The 20,414-nt window shown below is 32.4% G+C and carries 25 protein-coding genes; 12 read left to right on the top strand and 13 right to left on the bottom strand.

The annotated features are described in order from the left end of the window. Positions 1–169: 169 nt before the first annotated feature. From ACTU6T_RS07830 to ACTU6T_RS07805, 6 genes are read left to right on the top strand one after another with little or no spacing between them, the layout of a single operon-like run. The gene (locus ACTU6T_RS07830) at positions 170–1,048 is read left to right on the top strand and encodes a cell division protein FtsX (RefSeq protein ID WP_460220686.1); all 879 of its coding nucleotides are present in this window, start codon (positions 170–172) and stop codon (positions 1,046–1,048) included. Between the two features lie 58 nt (positions 1,049–1,106). Next, entirely contained in the window at positions 1,107–1,370 is a 264-nt protein-coding gene (locus ACTU6T_RS07825; RefSeq protein ID WP_460220685.1) for a DUF3098 domain-containing protein, read from the top strand. Positions 1,371–1,425: 55 nt separating this feature from the next. After that, positions 1,426–2,223, top strand: a complete 798-nt coding sequence (locus ACTU6T_RS07820; protein ID WP_460220684.1) for an undecaprenyl-diphosphate phosphatase — start codon at positions 1,426–1,428, stop codon at positions 2,221–2,223. Between the two features lie 3 nt (positions 2,224–2,226). Next, positions 2,227–2,919 carry a tRNA pseudouridine(55) synthase TruB gene (gene truB / locus ACTU6T_RS07815; RefSeq protein WP_460220683.1) on the top strand — a complete coding sequence of 231 codons (693 nt, stop codon included), beginning with the start codon at positions 2,227–2,229 and terminating at the stop codon, positions 2,917–2,919. 36 nt (positions 2,920–2,955) lie between these two features. Further along, positions 2,956–3,495 (top strand): hypothetical protein, encoded by a 540-nt coding sequence (locus ACTU6T_RS07810; RefSeq protein ID WP_460220682.1) that lies wholly within the window; start codon positions 2,956–2,958, stop codon positions 3,493–3,495. A 59-nt stretch (positions 3,496–3,554) separates the two neighbouring features. Continuing rightward, a complete protein-coding gene (locus ACTU6T_RS07805) occupies positions 3,555–4,310 on the top strand; it encodes an energy transducer TonB (RefSeq protein ID WP_460220681.1) in 756 nt (251 codons plus the stop codon). A gap of 6 nt (positions 4,311–4,316) precedes the next feature. Here ACTU6T_RS07805 and ACTU6T_RS07800 read toward each other — a convergent pair whose 3' ends face one another. Beyond that, positions 4,317–4,937 (bottom strand): thioredoxin family protein, encoded by a 621-nt coding sequence (locus ACTU6T_RS07800; RefSeq protein ID WP_460220680.1) that lies wholly within the window; start codon positions 4,935–4,937, stop codon positions 4,317–4,319. A gap of 142 nt (positions 4,938–5,079) precedes the next feature. Here ACTU6T_RS07800 and ACTU6T_RS07795 point away from each other — a divergent pair, with 142 nt between their 5' ends. Further along, positions 5,080–5,643 carry a DNA-3-methyladenine glycosylase I gene (locus tag ACTU6T_RS07795; RefSeq protein WP_460220679.1) on the top strand — a complete coding sequence of 188 codons (564 nt, stop codon included), beginning with the start codon at positions 5,080–5,082 and terminating at the stop codon, positions 5,641–5,643. A gap of 3 nt (positions 5,644–5,646) precedes the next feature. Here the strand turns inward: ACTU6T_RS07795 and aat are convergent, their stop codons facing one another. The 3 genes from aat to ACTU6T_RS07780 all read right to left on the bottom strand — a co-directional run bounded on the left by aat (position 5,647) and on the right by ACTU6T_RS07780 (position 7,830). Beyond that, positions 5,647–6,273 (bottom strand): leucyl/phenylalanyl-tRNA--protein transferase, encoded by a 627-nt coding sequence (gene aat, locus ACTU6T_RS07790; protein ID WP_460220678.1) that lies wholly within the window; start codon positions 6,271–6,273, stop codon positions 5,647–5,649. A gap of 273 nt (positions 6,274–6,546) precedes the next feature. Next, positions 6,547–6,918: a DUF3127 domain-containing protein gene (locus ACTU6T_RS07785; RefSeq protein ID WP_460220677.1), complete on the bottom strand. Its 372-nt coding sequence runs from the start codon at positions 6,916–6,918 to the stop codon at positions 6,547–6,549. 42 nt (positions 6,919–6,960) lie between these two features. Next, the gene (locus tag ACTU6T_RS07780) at positions 6,961–7,830 is read right to left on the bottom strand and encodes a flavin reductase family protein (RefSeq protein WP_460220676.1); all 870 of its coding nucleotides are present in this window, start codon (positions 7,828–7,830) and stop codon (positions 6,961–6,963) included. A 153-nt stretch (positions 7,831–7,983) separates the two neighbouring features. Between ACTU6T_RS07780 and ACTU6T_RS07775 the strand changes: the two genes are divergently transcribed. Then, a complete protein-coding gene (locus ACTU6T_RS07775; protein ID WP_460220675.1) occupies positions 7,984–9,189 on the top strand; it encodes a sensor histidine kinase in 1,206 nt (401 codons plus the stop codon). A 9-nt stretch (positions 9,190–9,198) separates the two neighbouring features. After that, on the top strand, positions 9,199–9,552 hold the full coding sequence (locus ACTU6T_RS07770; RefSeq protein WP_460220674.1) for a hypothetical protein: 354 nt from the start codon (positions 9,199–9,201) through the stop codon (positions 9,550–9,552). On the opposite strand, the gene ACTU6T_RS07765 is transcribed toward ACTU6T_RS07770, so the two are convergent. Together ACTU6T_RS07765 and greA are read right to left on the bottom strand one after the other, a co-directional pair. Next, a complete protein-coding gene (locus tag ACTU6T_RS07765; protein ID WP_460220673.1) occupies positions 9,553–9,942 on the bottom strand; it encodes an HIT family protein in 390 nt (129 codons plus the stop codon). 86 nt (positions 9,943–10,028) lie between these two features. After that, positions 10,029–10,502 (bottom strand): transcription elongation factor GreA, encoded by a 474-nt coding sequence (greA, locus tag ACTU6T_RS07760; RefSeq protein WP_460220672.1) that lies wholly within the window; start codon positions 10,500–10,502, stop codon positions 10,029–10,031. 168 nt (positions 10,503–10,670) lie between these two features. On the opposite strand from greA, the gene ACTU6T_RS07755 reads away from it, so the two are divergent. Then, complete coding sequence (locus ACTU6T_RS07755) at positions 10,671–11,096, top strand: Rieske (2Fe-2S) protein (protein ID WP_460220671.1); 426 nt, start codon at positions 10,671–10,673, stop codon at positions 11,094–11,096. A 90-nt stretch (positions 11,097–11,186) separates the two neighbouring features. On the opposite strand, the gene ACTU6T_RS07750 is transcribed toward ACTU6T_RS07755, so the two are convergent. From ACTU6T_RS07750 to ACTU6T_RS07720, 7 genes are all read right to left on the bottom strand, one after another. Next, entirely contained in the window at positions 11,187–13,388 is a 2,202-nt protein-coding gene (locus ACTU6T_RS07750; protein WP_460220670.1) for a TonB-dependent receptor, read from the bottom strand. Positions 13,389–13,687: 299 nt separating this feature from the next. After that, complete coding sequence (gene arfB / locus ACTU6T_RS07745) at positions 13,688–14,095, bottom strand: alternative ribosome rescue aminoacyl-tRNA hydrolase ArfB (RefSeq protein WP_460220669.1); 408 nt, start codon at positions 14,093–14,095, stop codon at positions 13,688–13,690. Positions 14,096–14,097: 2 nt separating this feature from the next. Next, a complete protein-coding gene (locus ACTU6T_RS07740) occupies positions 14,098–15,654 on the bottom strand; it encodes a DUF4301 family protein (RefSeq protein WP_460220668.1) in 1,557 nt (518 codons plus the stop codon). Next, positions 15,651–16,217 (bottom strand): AAA family ATPase, encoded by a 567-nt coding sequence (locus ACTU6T_RS07735; RefSeq protein ID WP_460220667.1) that lies wholly within the window; start codon positions 16,215–16,217, stop codon positions 15,651–15,653. The genes ACTU6T_RS07740 and ACTU6T_RS07735 overlap by 4 nt, the downstream gene beginning before the upstream one ends. Then, on the bottom strand, positions 16,178–16,888 hold the full coding sequence (gene pnuC / locus ACTU6T_RS07730) for a nicotinamide riboside transporter PnuC (protein ID WP_460220666.1): 711 nt from the start codon (positions 16,886–16,888) through the stop codon (positions 16,178–16,180). The genes ACTU6T_RS07735 and pnuC overlap by 40 nt, the downstream gene beginning before the upstream one ends. Then, positions 16,881–17,618, bottom strand: coding sequence for a phosphoglycerol geranylgeranyltransferase (locus ACTU6T_RS07725; RefSeq protein ID WP_460220665.1), 738 nt, complete (start codon positions 17,616–17,618; stop codon positions 16,881–16,883). The genes pnuC and ACTU6T_RS07725 overlap by 8 nt, the downstream gene beginning before the upstream one ends. Continuing rightward, a complete protein-coding gene (locus tag ACTU6T_RS07720) occupies positions 17,619–18,245 on the bottom strand; it encodes a 4'-phosphopantetheinyl transferase family protein (protein ID WP_460220664.1) in 627 nt (208 codons plus the stop codon). Between the two features lie 138 nt (positions 18,246–18,383). Here ACTU6T_RS07720 and ahcY point away from each other — a divergent pair, with 138 nt between their 5' ends. Beyond that, positions 18,384–19,697, top strand: coding sequence for an adenosylhomocysteinase (gene ahcY / locus ACTU6T_RS07715; RefSeq protein ID WP_460220663.1), 1,314 nt, complete (start codon positions 18,384–18,386; stop codon positions 19,695–19,697). A gap of 103 nt (positions 19,698–19,800) precedes the next feature. Next, the gene (locus tag ACTU6T_RS07710; protein ID WP_460220662.1) at positions 19,801–20,265 is read left to right on the top strand and encodes a DUF1569 domain-containing protein; all 465 of its coding nucleotides are present in this window, start codon (positions 19,801–19,803) and stop codon (positions 20,263–20,265) included. Positions 20,266–20,414: the final 149 nt, after the last annotated feature.

Raw genomic sequence — 20,414 nt, 5'->3', positions numbered from 1 at the left:
TAAATTTTAATCTAAAAACTGTTGTAACTATTTGCTAACAATTATTGCCTAGTTACTTATTTTAAAGGCACAAATTTACAGGTATTACAACACAATTAAAAGTTTAAGCGTTGTAAACCTTATACAAACAAATTGTTTTTTATTTTTACAGCATTAATCCCATTCTTTTATGAGTACTTCTTTTGACAGATATCAAAAACGAAAATTAATTTCTTCATACTTCTCTGTAGTGATTAGTATTGCTTTGGTATTGTTTTTACTAGGGAGTTTGGGTTTATTGGTATTGAATGCCAAAAAAGTTGCCGATCATTTTAGAGAGCAAGTGGTCGTGACTATTTATTTAAATGATTCGGCTAAAGATGTTGAAGTGAAACAACTTCAAAACAGCTTAGCTATGGCAGAGTATACTAAAGAAGCAAATTATGTATCTAAAGAGGAAGCTGCTCAAATTGTCAAATCAGATATTGGCGAGGATTTTATGGAATTTCTAGGAGCCAACCCTTTACAAAACTCAATTGATGTTTACTTGAAAGCTGATTATGTGACTAATAAAACTTTAGATGATATTACTGATGAATTATCAAATAAAGCCTTTATTGAAGATATTAAATATGATAATGATTTGGTAGAAATCATGAACAATAATGTCAAGAAAATCACATTTTGGGTACTTATTTTAAGTGCTGTATTTACATTTATTGCTGTATTGTTGATTAATAGTTCAATCCGACTAGCTGTATATTCTAAACGCTTCATTATAAAAACCATGCAAATGGTTGGAGCTACCAAACGCTTTATTAGAAAACCATTTGTGTTTAAAAGTATTCAACTAGGAATTATTGGTGCTATAGTTGCGCTTATTGGAATGGGTGTTGTATTATATTACCTCAACAAAACTTTTCCCGAACTTGAACTCACACAAAAACCAATATTAATAGGCGCTTTATTTGTTGGGATATTTCTGTTAGGTATTGTCATCACATGGATTAGTACATTTATTGCAACACAACGCTTCTTAAATTTAAAGATCGATCAATTATACTATTAATATTTAATTAAGAACAAAGCTTAAAAAAACCTATATATTTACACTTTTAATTACCATCATGGGAGAGCAAAAACGTAAAGAAACAGCTAAAGGCGAATTTATCTTCGGAAAAAAAAATTATAAGTTCATGTTAATAGGCTTAGCCGCTATTGTACTAGGTTTTATTTTAATGTCTGGTGGCGGAAGTGATGACCCTAATGTATTTAATCCTGAAATTTTCAATTTTAGACGAATTCGTTTAGCACCAACTCTTGTATTACTTGGGTTTGGAATTCAAGTCTATGCCATCTTATTAAATCCGAATAAAGATTCGAAATCTTAATAACAAAACTACTAACTTATTATTGTTGGTACATCAATTTTGATATTTTTGCTCCATGGATATTATCGACTCAATTGTATTAGGAATTATTCAAGGGCTTACCGAATTTTTACCTGTATCTTCTAGTGGACATTTAGAATTAGGGAAAGCCATCCTTGGTGACAATTCATTACCAAAAGAAAGTCTTTTATTTACAGTTGTTTTACATTTTGCCACAGCCTTAAGTACAATCGTAGTATTTAGAAAAGATATCATGTTACTTATTAAGGGTATTCTGAAATTTGAGTGGAATGAAGATTTACAATTTGCAGCAAAAATTGCATTATCAATGCTTCCAGCTGTTGTTGTAGGGCTATTTTTTGAAGAACAGCTAGAACAACTTTTTGGAGGCAATATTCTACTTGTTGGCTGTATGCTTATTGTTACTGCAGCACTTCTATTTTTAGCAGATAAAGCCAAAGACACTAATAAAAAAGTAAGCTTTCCAAATGCATTTATTATAGGTATATCTCAAGCCATAGCAATGCTACCTGGGATTTCACGTTCTGGCGCCACAATTTCAACTTCTGTATTATTAGGAAACGACAAAACTAAAGCCGCTCGATTTTCATTTTTAATGGTGGTTCCATTAATCTTCGGGAAGATTGCTAAAGATGTTTTGAGTGGAGATATCAGTTATGAAAGTGCAAATTTCACAAACTTAGGAATAGGATTCATAGCAGCTTTTGTAGCAGGACTATTTGCATGTACATGGATGATAGCTCTGGTAAAACAAAGTAAACTCTCTTACTTTGCTATTTACTGTCTTGCTGTAGGTGTTACGGCTATCATTTTTGTGTTATTAAACTCCTAAATCATGACTGCTGAAGATTTTCAATCTGGACAAGTATTACTTATTGATAAGCCTTTGACTTGGACTTCCTTTCAAGCAGTTAATAAATTGCGTTGGGAAATAAGACAAGCTTTTAACATCAAAAAAATTAAAGTCGGTCATGCAGGAACATTAGACCCATTGGCTACTGGACTATTGATTATCTGTACTGGAAAAATGACCAAACAAATCAATACATTTCAAGGACAGGATAAAGAATATACAGGCACTTTTGTTCTAGGAAGCACTACGCCCTCTTACGATTTGGAAACTGAAATTAACAAAACCTATCCAACCGAACATATTTCTGAAACCTTAATTCACGAAACTACGACTCAATTTATAGGCGACATAGAACAATTTCCACCTGTATTTTCAGCTTTAAAAAAAGATGGCAAACGCTTATACGAATATGCTAGAGCTGGTGAGAATGTTGAGATTACACCTAGAACCGTTCACATTTCAGAATTTGAAATTACCAATATCAATAACCTACATATCGACTTTAGAGTTGTATGTAGTAAAGGCACTTATATTAGATCATTGGCTCATGATTTTGGTAAAGCTCTAAATTCTGGAGCTCACCTTTCAGTATTACGACGCACAAAAATTGGTGATTTTGATGTTAATGATGCTATTGCTCCTGAAGAATTTATTATATCCTTGTCTTCGGAATAATTATTGATACTTGTTTTGCTTCTAAACTAAACGACTATGAAGCAACTCTCTACATTACTTTTCTTAATATTTATTACATCACTTTATGCTCAAGATCAGGAAAAAACAAGTGGCTTTTTCTATAAACCTTCAATTTCATTTACATTAACAACCAATGACAATTACACCATTGCTAACGACAATGATGAGACCTTTTTAAATCCGAATGGCTTATTTTTTAATAATACTATTGGTTATCAATTTGATACACGGTCTAGTATTGGTCTTAATATTGAATATGACCACTTCTTGGATCAAGATTTAAATTTTTTTCCTATTTATTTAGATTTTACTTATAACATCTTTGATTTTGATGATCAAGTATTTATTCGTGGTGGTTATGGCAAGTTAGTTGACCTTGGAAAAGCTTTTGAAAATGGTACTATATATAAACTTGGAATTGGCTATCGTGCATTTGATGACAATTTTAAAAACTCGTGGTTAATTGGCTTTGATTTTAGCCGAAGACGCTTTGGTTTTAGACAAACTGAAAGGTTGTCAAGCTTTGCTATTTTCCTCGAATTTAAGCTCTTTTAATCCAATTTATGTATATTGACCGTATATAAAAGACCAACTTTAATTAAATATATACCTACTTGACCTTTATTGAAAAACATAAAGCACTTTTGATTACGTCCTTAATTACAGGAACGTTAGTACTTGCTGTGTTTAGTCTTAGCATCAAGAAAAAATCGGAGTTTATTGCTGAAAGTTACTATGAAATTGAACCTCAAACCGAAGAGGAAATCAAAGAATTAGAACGTTTAAAAGCTTTAGAAGAACTCAATAACCTAAACCCAAAAACCAATCAAGCGTTTAACGAAGATGAAGAGTTCAAAGAAATGATGCGAAATTTTAAATCGATGAGCTCTCATCATGAAGACGATGTTCAAGATAAATCTGAAGAACCTACTGAAGACGCTTCTGAAACTCCTGAAAATATACTAACGTCTAACTCTTCTTATAATAGTTCTAAAACCTATGCACTAAAAGAGCAAGATCGTAGCACTTTTAATAAAGCCAAAGATGTTTTAGCCATGCATTCTCCAAAAAAAGAGGCCAAAAACACGAAAGGTAATTCTGCAAGTAGTGTATCTTTTTCGTTATCTAATAGATCTAAAGTTAAGCTACCTCCACCAGTATATTTGTGCGAAACTTCAGGAAAAATAGTCGTCAATATTACGGTGAATGCTCTCGGGCAAGTTACAGACACGTATATTAATGGGTCGTCATCTAGTGATAATGAGTGTCTTATTGATGCTGCTTTAGAATATGCGCAAAATGCCTTGTTTTCTAAAGCAGAACGTAAAAGTCAAATTGGCTCAATTACCTATTATTTTCAAGGGAAATGAAAATAATTACACCCCTAAAAGCGTCATTAAATCTGAAATGATATTCTGACCTTTATTTTTATTATACCAACCTTGTAAATCTTCTTTAAACTCTGGAGTGAGTGTTCCATGCTCTGCTTTATAATTGTTAACCATTTGTGTAGCTTCACTTGGTCTTGGCCCAAATGTATTTACAACCTCATCAGAGGTATTATCAATCATAATAAGTTTTGCAATTGCTCGTCCACCATTAGTTAAAAACTGATCCATTAAGGCCTCATTCTCATCCCTAAAAACGAGTTTTAAGGTGATATTTTCAGAAAACTCAGCAATTTTATTAAGCACAGGAATCACATGTGCCGCATCACCACACCAGCTTTCGGTAATAACCAACCAAGTTATATTTCCCTTGAAATTTGAAACACGCGCCTTAATATCGTCAGAAATCTTAATTGTTTTATCCCAACGCTTCATCCGTCTATCATTAAGCATCGTATAATTTACTAAAGCTTCTGTTTTTTCATGTCCTGAAGTGGATTCGTCTTCAACAAGTTGACGTACAAGCGTACGATAGTCTTCATATGAAATGGCTTTTTTTAAGCTATCATTAATGATGTTGTTTACTGATATATGTTCCAAAGTTGTCATAAGTTTAGGTTCGCAATTTAATTTAATCTATTATTCTATAAGATGATTTTAATCATAAAATCAAACGCATGAATTTTATAGTCTAGGATTAAGACGAAATGTTATATAAAAACTTACTATTTTTAAGGTTCAATTGATGCTTATGGAAAAACACAGATGTGGTTGGTGCCTCGGCAGCGACCTTTACGAAGCTTATCATGATAAAGAATGGGGTGTTCCTGTTCGTAATGATGACACCTTATTTGAATTCTTGATTTTAGAGACATTCCAAGCAGGTTTAAGCTGGATCACAGTTTTAAAAAAGCGAGATAATTTTAGAAATGCCTTTGATCATTTTGATTATAAAAAAATTGCAAATTATTCTCAAAGCAAAGTAGAAGAGCTACTTCAAAATGAAGGTATTATTAGAAACAAATTAAAAGTACATGCTACAATTACTAATGCTCAAGCTTTTATGAAAGTACAGGAGGAATTTGGATCTTTCTCAACTTACATTTGGGGATTTGTTGACAATACACCAATTAAAAATGCATTTAAAGATTATAAAAAAGCACCTGCAAACACACCTTTAAGTGATGCCATTAGCAAGGATTTAAAAAAACGCGGATTTAAATTTGTTGGTTCAACAGTAGTTTACGCTCATATGCAAGCAACAGGAATGGTAAATGATCATGAGGTAAACTGCTTTAGATATGACGAAGTGTAACCATTACTCTAAAAACGATAAGAACTCGTCTCTTGAGATATCTTGAGCACCTAAACTTTCTAGGTGATTAGTGTACACTTGGCAGTCAATTAGCTTATAATCTGTGTTTTGAATAAACGTAATAAATGCAACTTTACTGGCATTACTTACCAAACTAAACATGCTTTCGCCACAAAACACGCCATTATTAAGGTCAACACCATATAATCCGGCAACAAGTTTGCGATTTAACCATACTTCAACAGACTTAGCATAACCTAATTTATGGAGTTTTATATAGGCTTCTTTCATATTTTGAGTTATCCAAGTCCCTTGTTGTCCATCACGTTTAATCGAGGAGCAATGCTCTATCACAGCCTCAAAATTTTTATTAATAGTAATTTCAAAATCACTATTACGGAGCACTTGTTTCATACTTTTAGATATTTTTAAATGCTTCGGAAAAAGTACAAACCGAGGGTCTGGAGACCACCATACAATAGGCTCTTCATCATCAAACCATGGAAAAATACCACTTTTGTACGCTAGTAATAAACGTTCGGTAGATAGATCACCTCCAATAGCTAAAATACCTTCTTTTGAAGCTAATGACACTGGAGGAAACACGATGTCTTTGTTTAAAAAATGCATTTAACTAACAACATAGATTACAATGGATAGTATGTTAAATCTAAGGATTAACTTTGAAAATTTTTCAATTTTCGCCATATTTGAGATGACCTTTGTAAAATAAATTTTGTTCATCATTGCTTTTTTTTGAGTTTGTTTTAAAGGTCAAACCTAAAACCACAATACTAAGTCCCGAAGAAATTTGGGACTTTTTTAATAAAAAAACCTCAATAATATTGAGGTTTTTTTATTACATCTACACGTCGATTATACTCTGTGTATAAATTGATACTCTTAAAATGGTAAATCGTCGTGATCTTCTTCGTTTAAGTTTGTTGCAGGTTCAAAAGCTTCCGTTGGAGCTACAGGAGGCATATTGTTTCCTTCAGATTGTAAGGCTTCAATTCTCCATCCTTGAACAGAATTAAAATACTTTGTTTCTCCTTGTGGATTAACCCATTCTCTACCTCTTAAATTGATATTCACCTTTACAGCTTGTCCAACCTGATAGCTATTTAATAAATCTGTTTTGTCTTGAACAAATTCAACCAAAATATGTTGTGGATATTGCTCCTCTGTTGTTACTACCAGTTCTCTCTTTCTAAACCCATTACTTCCAAACGTTTGAGTTTCTCCAATCATTTTGATTTTTCCTTGTACTTCCATTGTTATATTACTTAATATTTAATTTTAGATTGTTTTTTCTTTTTATGATAGCAATAATTTCCATGCACTATCAACATCACCATAACTCAAATAGTTTCTGGCAATTTTATGTTTTTCGTGATGCGCCATGTCCTTAATGTTAGGATAACGCTCACTCACATTGTTTATAAATTCATCTATCTCAACTTGACTAGGTAAGGCTTCAACATTTCCTAACATGCCCAAGTCATTACCTGTGAGCACCATACTATTCTTCACATAACTTGGCATGGCATCTACACCTATTCCTAAAGTGGAAATTGGTTTCGGGATTTCAAAAAATCCTTTTTTTGCTCGATTATAATAACTACCACCAGCTCTGGCTACCAAATCTAATTTTTCTTGACTAATAACAGCTTCATCATCTAATACATCATCAGAAATATGAAGTTTTATCACTTCACAAATCACTAAATTTCCTGCACCTCCTTCAGTTCCTAATTGGATAACTTCATTAACTTTACATTCAAATTGAACTGGTGACTCAGCCACTCTAAATGGTTTTACAACATCAGATGCCAACATAGTTAGACCTGCTTTTTCGAACTCATTAACCCCTTTGGCGTATTCAGTACTACTCAATGACATCTGTTGCACGATATCATAATTAACAACATTAATAACCACTTCTTTTGTTGCTTCAACATTTTCTAAAGTGTGTTTTATGGTATTATTTCTTACACGACGTGCAGGAGAAAATATCATAATTGGCGGATTTGCACTAAACACATTAAAAAAGCTAAACGGTGATAAGTTTGGGGTTCCATCAACATCCACTGTGCTTGCAAAAGCAATAGGCCGAGGTGCAACAGCACTTAATAAGTAACTATGTAATCGTGCGGTTGATAAATCTTTTGGGTTAAAGGATGCCATTTGTGATATAACTGATACCTTAAACGTATTTGTTTTGAGATATTGAATTGCAAATGTAACTATATTGCTAATGTTTTAAAAATGAATTCATGAGTTGTTAAGACAATATTATTAACAGATTTACATTATATTTAAAATTGAAAAAATTACACTATGGCATTAACCATAAATCGCAATATGTCGCGATGGATAATTATCGTTGCTTCCTTCATCATTATCTCACTAATTCTATGGAATACCTATGCGTTTTTTCAAAACTTTAAAGCTGAAGAACGCAGCAAAATGGAAATTTGGTCGTTTGCTCAAAGAGACGTACTTAAAGCTTTGGAAGAATCGGACATCAATAACACCGATGATGTTTTAGCCGACTTGGATCTCGCTTTTGAAATTCTCAATAACAACAATACAACACCAATGATTCTGATGAATGCTGATTCTACAGTTCAGAATTATAGAAATATCATCAAAAAAACGGAAATAGATTCTATTCATGATATTAAAGAATTGAAATATGTAAATGACAACCTTAAAACTCTCATTTCTAATTACAGTAAAGAAAATACTCCTATCCAAATTCAAAATAACAGCCAGACCTTATACTACGGAAATTCACCACTTCTCAACAAGCTTAAATATTATCCTTTAGCTCTTTTATTAATCATCTTTTTATTTGCTGCAGTAGCATATTTCTTTTATAAGAGTTCTAAAACCGCCGATCAGAATAAACTATGGACAGGTATGGCTAAAGAAACAGCACATCAGATAGGAACGCCGTTATCATCTTTGGTTGGTTGGACTGAAATATTAAGAAGCGAACAAGTGAATCCAGACTATTTAACCGAAATTGAAAAAGACATTTCTCGCTTGCAAACCATAACGGACCGTTTCAGTAAAATTGGATCTATCCCAACTTTAAAAAAGGTAGATGTTGTAAAAGAAACATTAGACTCTTATGACTACTTAAAAGCAAGGTCTTCAAAATTGATAAATTTTGAAATTACTACTCCTGATAAGGTTCTTAATGCCAATTTAAACAACCAATTATACAGTTGGACTATCGAGAATTTGGTAAAGAATGCGATAGATGCGATGAAAGGTAAAGGCTCACTAAAACTAGTCATTACTAATGATGATAAGTACGTCAAAATAGCCATCCAAGATACTGGAAAAGGTATTTCGAAGCAGAACTTTAATTCTGTATTTCAACCTGGATTTACAACTAAGAAACGCGGTTGGGGTTTAGGACTATCCTTAGCAAAACGAATTATAGAAGATTATCATGATGGAAAAATAAAAGTACTTCATTCTGAAATAGGAAAAGGAACTACTATGCAAATTTCATTGAAATTAGTAACTTAGTTGTGTACCATGAAACAACAACACTTTACATTAAAAGAGGTCTCACTCAACAATAATTGTCCTGAGTGCTATTCTAATGAAGGCTTGGTATTGACGTTTAAACAACGATTTGTCGAAAATGCATTGTATAAAGCTATAACCCAAGATACAATTCATGAAATGCATTGTACTATTTGCAATACAGATATATTTCCTATTCGTTGGACCAATAACATTGAACAAGTGGTAGCTTATCAAGAGCGTGCTATTACTCCCAAACCTAAATCTCTAAAACTTAAAAAACTTGCTTGGATTTTAATCTTAGTGGATGTTATTTTAATTTTGATTGTGCTTTTATTCGTGACGGGAATTCTATCCTTCTAACTATAAAAATGAAGCAATTTTCTTAGCTGTAGCCTCAAATTCTTCAGAGCTCATTTTAGATTTATTAATAAATCTTGCGTCTTCCATAGTATGTAGAGGAATTAAATGCACATGTGTATGAGGCACTTCTAATCCTATCACAGTCATTCCTATTCGTTGGCATGGCACTGCTTTTTCTAAAGCAATTGCCACTTGACGTGAAAATGTCATTAGTTTAAGATAAGTTGCTTCGTCTAAATCAAAAATCTTATCAACTTCTGTTTTAGGAATACAAAGCGTATGTCCCAAAGTATTAGGGTTAATATCTAAAAATGCCAAGAAATCTTCCGTTTCTGCAACTTTATAACAGGGAATCTCCCCATTTATAATTTTTGTAAAGATTGATGCCATGGCTTTAAGTATTAGAGTCTATGTAAATATAAAAAGATTCCTCATTCGAAGGAATCTTTTTGTTATATATTAATGTGTTTGTAGTGTTATCTAGAAATTTCTAATACATCAAATTTCATAATACCATTAGGCACTTGCACTTCAGCAACTTCACCTACAGATTTCCCTAAAAGGCCTTTACCAATAGGAGAATTTACAGATATTTTCCCAGAAGCAAGGTCAGCTTCACCATCAGCAACCAAGGTATAAGTCATTTCCATACCATTGGTTTGGTTTTTTATTTTCACTTTAGACAAAACTAATGCTTTAGAGGTGTCCATTTGCGATTCATCAATTACACGTGCACCAGCAAGCGTCTCTTCTAGTTTTGAAATTTTCATTTCTAACATCCCTTGAGCTTCTTTGGCTGCATCATATTCGGCATTTTCACTCAAATCGCCTTTATCTCTAGCTTCAGCAATTGCTTGAGACGCTCTTGGGCGTTCTATATCCTTTAAGTGTTGTAGCTCGTCTCTTAACTTTTTTAGTCCTTCCGCAGTATAATAAGATACTTTACTCATAATTCATTCGTTTAATAATAAAAACATGCTATAAACTAAGATTTAGCAAGTGCTAAACTTGTTTGGCACAAAAAAAATCTCGCTATCACGAGATTGAAATACAAAGATACAAAATATTTAATTCAACCTTTAAAATATTGTACATTGCAACAAATTTTTAACACGTCTATGAAAAAAATTATTATCGTATTATCTCTCTTATTATTAACAAATTGCGGAGATGACGATCGTATTAACAATTGTAATTTTCTATTTAATGTAGGAGTTAATGCTAGCTTAAATTTAAACTTACCCGAATATAGCCAGTTAATGTTTACAAGTAATACAGCTTTTATTCCTAATCAAGGAAACTTAGGAATATATGTAATCAATGTTGGAAACAACAACTATAGAGCTTGGGATGCTGCAGATCCAAATCATAGCGTATCTTCATGTTCTTTTTTACAAATAGATGGTGTTAATGTCACTTGTGGATGTACAGATCAAAATGAATATAGCCTCTTTACAGGTCAAGCTATTGGCGACCCTTTACCTTGTGGACTTAAAGAATATCGTGCAACGCTTTCGGGAGCAAATTTGGTGATTACTAACTAGAATTTGTATAGCATATAATTTTAAAAAACTCCCAAAGTTATTTTGGGAGTTTTTGTTAATCATATAACAATGCTTGTTAATCTCAATATCTTAAAATTTCATAGTTACACCAACTAAAAAATTAGTGGTCGCTTGAGGATAAAATCCTGAAAAATATCCCGTTGAAATACCTGTTGAGCTTTCTGTATTGGGAAAATCGAATGAACCAAAATACCCGTTAGACACATATTTCTCATTGAATATGTTATTAACTAAACCTGAAAATAGTATAGATTTAAAGATAGATTTTGGTTTCCATTCATAAGTAATATTGAAGTCGTTTACTAAATAGCTATCTAATTTTGAATCTAGATTTTCGGTATTACTCATAAATTGTTCTCCAACATATTTACTCAAAATTGACACCTGAAACCCTTCTTTGGGCTGAAACACAAATGCATTAGCTGCTATAAACTCTGGTGAGAATGAAATATCTGTTTTACCCAAATTGTTTAACTCTCCATTAACCGACTCAAACGTTTCTTTGTTTTTGTTTGAACTTAGAGTAAAATTAGGTTGTATAGAAAATTTATCAGTAATTGCTACAGCAGCATCAACTTCTAAACCTAATCGATAACTATCTCCATTATTGGCTCGTATAGGATCTCCTGTTGTATCAATTTGACCTGTTAACACAAGTTGTTCATTGTATAACATATAATAACCATTGACATTTAATCTAAATCTTGGAGTTAGATGTCTCCAACCTAATTCAAAATCATTAAGTTGTTCAGGTTTTACATTAGCATTATTTTCGAAGTCACTTCTATTTGGTTCTCTATTTGCTCTTGCATAAGAAAAGTAAATACTATTATTAGTATTCAAACGATAAGTTATTCCAGCTTTAGGGTTAAAAAAATTATAGTTTTCGTCTATATTCAACGGAATTCTATCTGAGGTCAATCCAGAAGTTTCATAACCTACCAAACGCAATTGTAAATCGCCATAAAAACTTAGATTATCATTAAGGCGATAGGTTGCTTTTGTAAAAAAACTTAAGTCAGATTTTTGTCCATTGCCTTCATAATAACGATCTCGAATCTCACTATTACTAGCAAACTCAGACCAAATAATCTCTCCAAAATGGTCACCATCATAGAAACTATATGAGCTTCCGAATGTTAAATTTACTTCAGTATTCTTATAATTCGCATTGGCATTTAATACATAAAAATCATTGTCTAACCAACGGCGTCTAATTAAATCGGTCGTGCTAATGGTTTCTCCTCCAATCTCTAAGGGAGTTAAATCATAATCAGCAAAATTTTCATCTTCTTTATATTGTTCAAAATACCCTCTCCCATAAGTATAATTTAATCCAATATTTGTTGACCATCTATTATTATAGCGTTGATTCCAGTGTAATTGATAATGATCTTGATTATAATTATCAACTTCATTGTCATAGAAACGAGTATTTCCATCTGCATCTGTATACATTCCGGATGGATTAAAGGTGCGATCTGTTGCTAAGGTTTCGGCATCAATACCGTTCCATGCCTGATACGTTACTTCTTTACCTCCAAAAGTAATAGCCTTAATTAAAGTGTTATCATCAATATAAGACGCTTGCAAAAAATAAGATTTTAAATCAGTTTCTGCACGATCAATATATCCATCTGAATTAATTTTAGACAAACGACCTGCAATTTCAATATTGCGATTAGATTCAGGGTCAACACTCATCAAACCTGTACTAAACTTCACTGTATGCTTTCTCGTATTGAAACTTCCGAAGGAATTTGAAATTTGGCCGTAAGATTGGGTTGAGACCGCGTCGGTTAATACATTGATACTAGCTCCAAAAGCACCAGACCCATTGGTTGAAGTTCCGACGCCTCGTTGAAGTTGTAAACTTTCCACAGATGATGCAAAATCTCCTAAGTTTACCCAAAATGTACCCAAAGATTCTGCATCATTATACGGAATTCCATTTATGGTAATATTTGTTGATTGTGCATTAATTCCTCGAACTCTTATTCCAGTATACCCCACTCCGGCTCCAGCATCTGTAGTTGTTACAACAGAGGGTAAAAAATTAAGAAGCACAGGAATATCCTGTCCTAAATTACGCTTAGCAAGGTCTTTTTTAGTGACATTACTATGCGTTATTGGTGATGTAGCATTTACTCTTACGGCTTTAACAAATACTTCATCTAACACTTCAGTTTTGGTAGAATCTTGTTTTTTTTCTTGAGAAAACACACTAAAAGACAGTGTAAAAACACATAAAAAAACGAATACATTTTTCATACGACTATACGTAAATAATCGAATAAAAAGAGGTCATTATTCTTAGTTAATAATTGATAACATAAATTATATACAGTTTAAAACACATAGACTACTACGTCTAGTCTAACATTAATAAAACTACAATAATTCTAAATTCCTTAGCAGCATTACCTGCTCAGGTTCAATGGGTATGATCTCAGCCGATATAGGCACCCCTTTTTTGAGAACGCTGCAAAGATAATCTAGTTTTTTAATTTCACATACCTGTTTCTAAAATTTCTATAAAAAATCGTTAAAAGTGAGGCAGTCTATTTTAATTAATCTAATTCAGGAGGTTTTCGGTTAGCTTTTTTTTCAGAACGTTTACGCTTGTTAGTAAGGCGTTTTTTAATAACTCCCTTTGGAATATTGGTAGGAATACGTTTCTTATCTTCAAGCAAGTTCATTTTTAACAACTCTAAAAAGCGCTTGATTACAATTACTTTATTTCTAAACTGACTTCGACTATCTCCACATTGCATAATAAGGACACCGTCTTTTGATAGTCTTGTTTTTAATTTTTTTTGAAGTCGTAATTTCTGGTCTTTATTAAATACTTCAGAAGTCCTTAAATTGAAAGTCAATTCAATCTTTGAAGCTGTTTTATTGACGTGTTGCCCTCCTGCTCCAGAGCTTTTAATCGCTTTAAATATCAACTCTTTAACTAAGGCAGTTTCATCAAACATTTTTATTTAATTTGATGTGGTGCTTTTAGTAAATCATTAACTGTTTTTACAGGATTAAACGTAATTAATGGAACCCCTACAAATATCGTATTCCAATTGGCCATACTGCCATTCCATAAACCAGGTCGCTCTAACGCCTTTAAATCTTTACCTGTTTTTGTTTTCATGGTAATAAACGCTGCCTTAGGGTCTACATATTTGTTTAAATCAAATTTTTCTCCTTTATGATTCTTTATCCCACAAACTAAATCTACTGGATTAAAGTGTGTTGCTCCTTTTAGAATATCTTTTTGTTGCTTACTTTTTTTATTAATTTGAGCAGATTCGACAATTTGAAGAGATATATTTCCACTTTCATCTTTTATCCAAAATGGACCTCCACCAGGCTCCCCTTCATTTTTCACCATTCCACAGACGCGGATTGGACGGTTTAATTTTTCTGCTAAATACTCTATTTGATACTTAAGCGAGTACTTTTCAAATTCTGAACTAATTTTCACATTCAATCTATTAACCAAAAACTCGCCAATTACAATCAACTGATGCTCTGACAGATTACCCTCTTCCAATACATTTAAAAATTCGTAAGCCTGTTGTTGTACTTCTATTAAAATACCTGCTAAAACTTTTTTATACTTAGCAACCTCTTCTTTGTATTTATAAGTTACGACATTATCGATGTTTTTAATAAAGATTATATCAGCATCCAAATCATTTAAGTTTTCAATTAATGCCCCATGTCCTGAAGGCCTAAACAACAAAGACCCATCTTCATTTCTAAACGGTTTATTCTTTGTGTTAACCGCAATGGTATCTGTTGACTCCTTTTGGTAAGAAAACGAAATATCAAATTTTGACCCTGTCTTAACTTCTACTTTTTTTTCTATACGATCAAACTCTTCATCAAATTTATGATTGTATTTTTCTGAAATTGTAAAATGCAGTTTAGTCGCGTCTTCACTTGAGGAATATAAAGCAGATTCATATAGATGCTCACCAAAAGCTGTTGAAATAAATTGATTATTATACACATGAAAAGGCAACAATCCCTTCGGAAAATTTCCATAATTGAGCTTGTCGCTATCTAACATCATTTGAACAAACTTAAGTCGTTGTTCATTAATAGACATTGCATCAAAATTAGGATAAAATTCCTGTAATTTTTCTTGAACAATATGATAAAACGGAAATTTATCTAAGCCTATAAAAAAGAGTGATAGATCTTTATTTTTATAGCGGTTAATATAAGAATTGATGCTCTCTTTGTTAATCTTATATTGATCTAAAAATTCGTATAAAAATTTAAACATTCGAGTGGCAGCACCAGATGCAGGAACAAATTTCAATATACATACCGAATCTTTTTCAGATTCAAACAAAGAAATGAAATGTCCTATTTCTTTTTCTGACAATCTCAAAATTCCATTACCTATAGTAGCCTCAGAGACTAAATTAGTATAGGGAACACCATTCTCAAACAGTCTTATTTGTTGTTCAACTTGTTGTAATGTTAATCCTTTACTTTCTATTTGCTTTATGTCTTTTTTTGAAAATTTCAATACCTGCTTTTTAAAAGTTTTTCAATTTGGGTTTTACAAATGTTTAATCGCTCTTCAAAACTTCCTTTTACTATAACATAAGGCTTGTTTGTGTCTTTTAAAGCTTGTTCAAACAAATTAAACAACTGTAATCTAGCATTGGGTTGATCTCGAATGTCATCTGCTATCCAATCGGTGTCAATATAAGTCAAAAAATACAAATCATAAGTGTTTAGCAAGGCATATTTTTTAACTAGTTCTGGACAAAATCCATCATAATAAAATTGAGAATACACTTTGGTTTCAAGCAAGTCAGTATCACAAATTAGTAATCGATTTGCTTTTTTTAATTGCTCATTTTCAGAATGCATTTGACCAATGGCAATTGGCAAAACATCTTCTTTGGTTAACTGCAAGTTCTCTTGTGCTTTAGCTTCAGTATAACCACGCGAAAACTCCTCCACAAATGCTGTATCATAATATCTAGCTAGTTCTTTGACTAAAGAAGATTTTCCTGTAGATTCTGGGCCATATAAAACGACTTTTATACAGTTTGAGGGTTGTTGTTTAAGCTTTTTTTCCATTGTTCATATGCTAGAATTGCTAGAATCAAAAAGATAAAATATTGAATTCCTGTAAAACCATATCCCTTCACAAAATATAAAGGTATAGATGCTACATTCCCTATTATCCATAATGTCCAGTTTTCTATTTTTTTAAGAGCCATTAACCACATTGCTGCAAAAAATATACCTGTTGTAAAAGTATCAATAAATGGTATTGCTAACCTAAACTTTTCTAAACTACCAGAGGTTACGTTTTTGAAAGCATATTGCATACTTTCATTAAAATTTAATGTATTTGGCATCACATCATAATAGCGATATACTATAATTACAAAAATGGAAGTGAATAAAAATATGCCTACCGCTTTTAGCTTGTCTTTTGTATTTGTTCTAGAAATTGGAATATGATTTTTTTTATCATCAATCACTCTACTCCACATATACCATCCAAAAACACTCATTAAAGTGTAATAGATATTGATAATTAAATCTCCATATAAATTCCATTGCGATAATAAATACACATAAATTGCTGTGCTGATAATTCCTGTTGGATAGACAAGAATGTTTTCTCGTTTAGCGAAAAAAACACTAGCAATTCCAAATGAAGCAGCAATGAACTCTAAAATAATATTTAAAGTAGGTGCTGTACGATAAGGGTCTAAAAAAAAGTCTAAAATATCACTCAAGTATGTTTCTTTTTAATTCATCAAAAAAGGATTCATCATTTTCAAACGCTGTTCCAATAACGACAAGATCTGCTCCAGCTATATAAGCATTGTCTAGTTGCTTTTTTGTTCGGATACCACCTCCAACAATTAAAGGAATATGTAATTCTTGTTTTACAAAACTAATAATTTCTAATGGTACTGGATGTAAGGCTCCACTTCCTGCTTCAAGATAAATAAGTTGCATCCCTAAAAGTTCTCCAGCTATGGCTGTATCAGCAATTAACTGCAATTGATCTCTTGGTATCGGTTGCGTATTGGTGACTTTCTCTACGGCTGTTTGCTTTCCATTTTCAATCAAAATATAACCTGTTGGAATAACCTCTAAACTAGAATCTTTAAGCTTAGAAATAGCTTTGATATGCTTTCCAATTAAATATTCAGGATTATCGCCAGAAATCAAGGATAAAAACAGTAAAGCATCTGCCTTATTGGTAATTTGAGTCACATCGCCTGGAAACAATACAACTGGTAATTCTGAATAGTTCTTAATTTTAGAAACGAGTAGGTCGGTTGCATCATCATCAACAGTACTTCCGCCAACAAAAATATGTGTTGCATAAGATTGATTTAGCTTTCTCATAAAAGAGTCCAAATCCTCAAGTTTCATTTTATCAGGGTCGATTAAAACAGCTAAGCATTTCTTTCCTTCAGAAATAGATTGTAATATGTTTCCGTGAAAAGCTTTCATTTAAGTAGTAACAAAAGCACAAGTAAATCCTTCAAACTCTAAAAAATGGGTGTTGTATTTGTATTTTTTATTATCATAATCAATCCAAGCAATAGTCTCTTTATCTTTTAACATGAATGGAATAACTAAAAAATGTTCTCTAAACAACATACCGGAAGTAGCAAACAACTTATACAATGATTCTTTAACACCCCAAATTACGGTAAGCTTCTTAATATAATCTTCATCATTTTCAGATAAATATTGAAATTCATAATCGACAAATTTCTTAGCAATTACTGCAATTTTTTGACGTTGTTTTTCGATATCGATACCAACTTCAGTATCACTAATAATAACACCTGAAAACGTAAACGAATGCGTTATAGAAATGTGCTTACCATCTTTTAAATGTGGTTTACCATTATCATCGTAAAACAAATCCTGATCTGTATAACCAAACTCTCGCAACACATGTCTTACACTTAAAAAGCCACGTTGATGTAACTCGCTCTTCATTCCTAAAACGCGCTCAAGACTATTAAATTTTAAATCTAATGGATCAAGTAAACTCAGATAAGATTCTGTAATCTTCCAGATTTTAACAGTAGTTTGTGAGTTTACTTGTATAGTTTTATAAAGTGGCATTTAAATATCTGAAACTTAATGGTTATCTTTGCAGCGCCTTTTGCGACTTGTCTTTTTATGACAGGCGAATTTAACCAATTTTACGCTCTAATGCCAAAGGTGAAGCATATTAAACACAAGAAAGAATAAATTAGACAAATGGATAAAACAATGACTTACGTACCTTACAAAGTTGCAGACATGTCTCTTGCTGCTTGGGGAAGAAAAGAAATAGAATTAGCTGAAGCAGAAATGCCAGGGTTAATGAGTCTTCGTGAAGAATACAAAGATGCTCAACCTCTTAAAGGTGCTCGTATTGCAGGGTGCTTACATATGACAATACAAACTGCGGTTTTAATTGAAACTTTAACTGCTCTTGGTGCAGAAGTTACATGGAGTTCATGTAATATTTTCTCAACACAAGATCAAGCAGCTGCTGCCATTGCTGATGCTGGAATTCCTGTATATGCTTGGAAGGGAATGAATGAAGAAGAATTTGACTGGTGTATAGAACAAACCTTGTTCTTTGGTGAAGATCGCAAACCATTAAACATGATTTTAGATGATGGTGGAGATTTAACTAATATGGTATTAGATAAATATCCTGAATTAGCTGATGGCATTAATGGACTATCTGAAGAAACAACAACTGGTGTTCACCGCCTTTATGAACGAGTAAAGAATGGCACCTTACCAATGCCAGCAATTAATGTTAATGACTCAGTTACAAAATCAAAATTTGACAATAAATATGGTTGTAAAGAATCTGCTGTTGATGCCATTCGTCGTGCAACTGATATCATGTTAGCTGGTAAGCGTGTAACAGTTTGTGGTTATGGAGATGTTGGTAAAGGTACAGCTGCCTCATTTAAAGGAGCAGGTAGTATTGTAACAGTTACTGAAATTGATCCAATTTGTGCATTACAAGCTGCTATGGATGGGTTTGAAGTGAAAAAACTAGAAACAGTTATAGCTAACACAGATATTGTGATTACAACTACAGGAAATAAAGATATTGTACAAGCTCAACACTTTGAAGCCCTTAAAGACAAGGCAATTGTGTGTAATATTGGTCATTTTGATAATGAAATTGACATGGCTTGGTTAAACGAAAATCATGGTCATACCAAAAACACCATTAAGCCTCAAGTTGACAAATACACTATTAATGGTAAGGATATTATTATTTTAGCTGAAGGACGTTTAGTAAACTTGGGCTGTGCAACAGGACACCCTAGTTTTGTAATGAGTAACTCATTTACAAACCAAACCTTAGCTCAAATTGAGCTATGGAATAATGTTGAAGCTTATGAAAATAATGTGTACATGCTGCCAAAACATTTAGATGAAAAAGTAGCAAAATTACACCTAGAAAAAATTGGTGTAGAGCTTACAGAGTTACGTGAAGATCAAGCGTCTTATATTGGTGTTAAACAAGAAGGTCCTTATAAACCTGAACACTATAGATATTAATTATTGTTCCTTTATAAATAGGAATCAAATTAAAAAGAAGCCCAAACGTCCAATGAAAAGTTTGGGCTTTCTTTTTTTATTATATTTCGTATAAATAAAATTTATGAATTCAGAACAGTTACAAAGTCTCTTGAACAGCCTAGAATCGCATATTGAAAACCATAACGTATTTAACCCAAAAGTTTCAAAAAGCAATGTGGCTTGGCACATCGATCATAGCTTAAAAGTCATTAATAATGTAACTATAGCTTTGCAAAATTCAGACCCTAATAGCTACAAAAATAATTTTAGCGTATTAGGCAAAGTATTTTTTACCCTTGGCTTTTTTCCTAGAGGAAAAGCAAAAGCTCCAAAGCATGTGAGACCCCCTGAAACAATATTAAAAGAAAATCTTATTTCTCAATCTACTGTAGCTAAAACCAATATAAATAGTATAACTAGTTTGGATAAAAATGCATATTTCAAACATCCGTTATTTGGTAATATTAACGCGAAGAGAGTTTATAAATTTTTAACACTTCACACCAAACATCATTTGAAGATTATTGAGGATATTGTGACCACATAGTTATTCTTTTTTTGACAATTGCAAAAGCACCACGCTTTACACTGCTAGTTTTATAAAACCTTATATAAAAGTTTTACAAAAGCTAACCGTTGCAATTGGTATTGAGGAAAAATTAGCCTTCGTCACTTCGAGTGATTCTGAAGCATGAA

The organism is Psychroserpens citreus (assembly GCF_055686305.1).
This window is presented reverse-complemented; position numbering and strand designations above follow the sequence as displayed.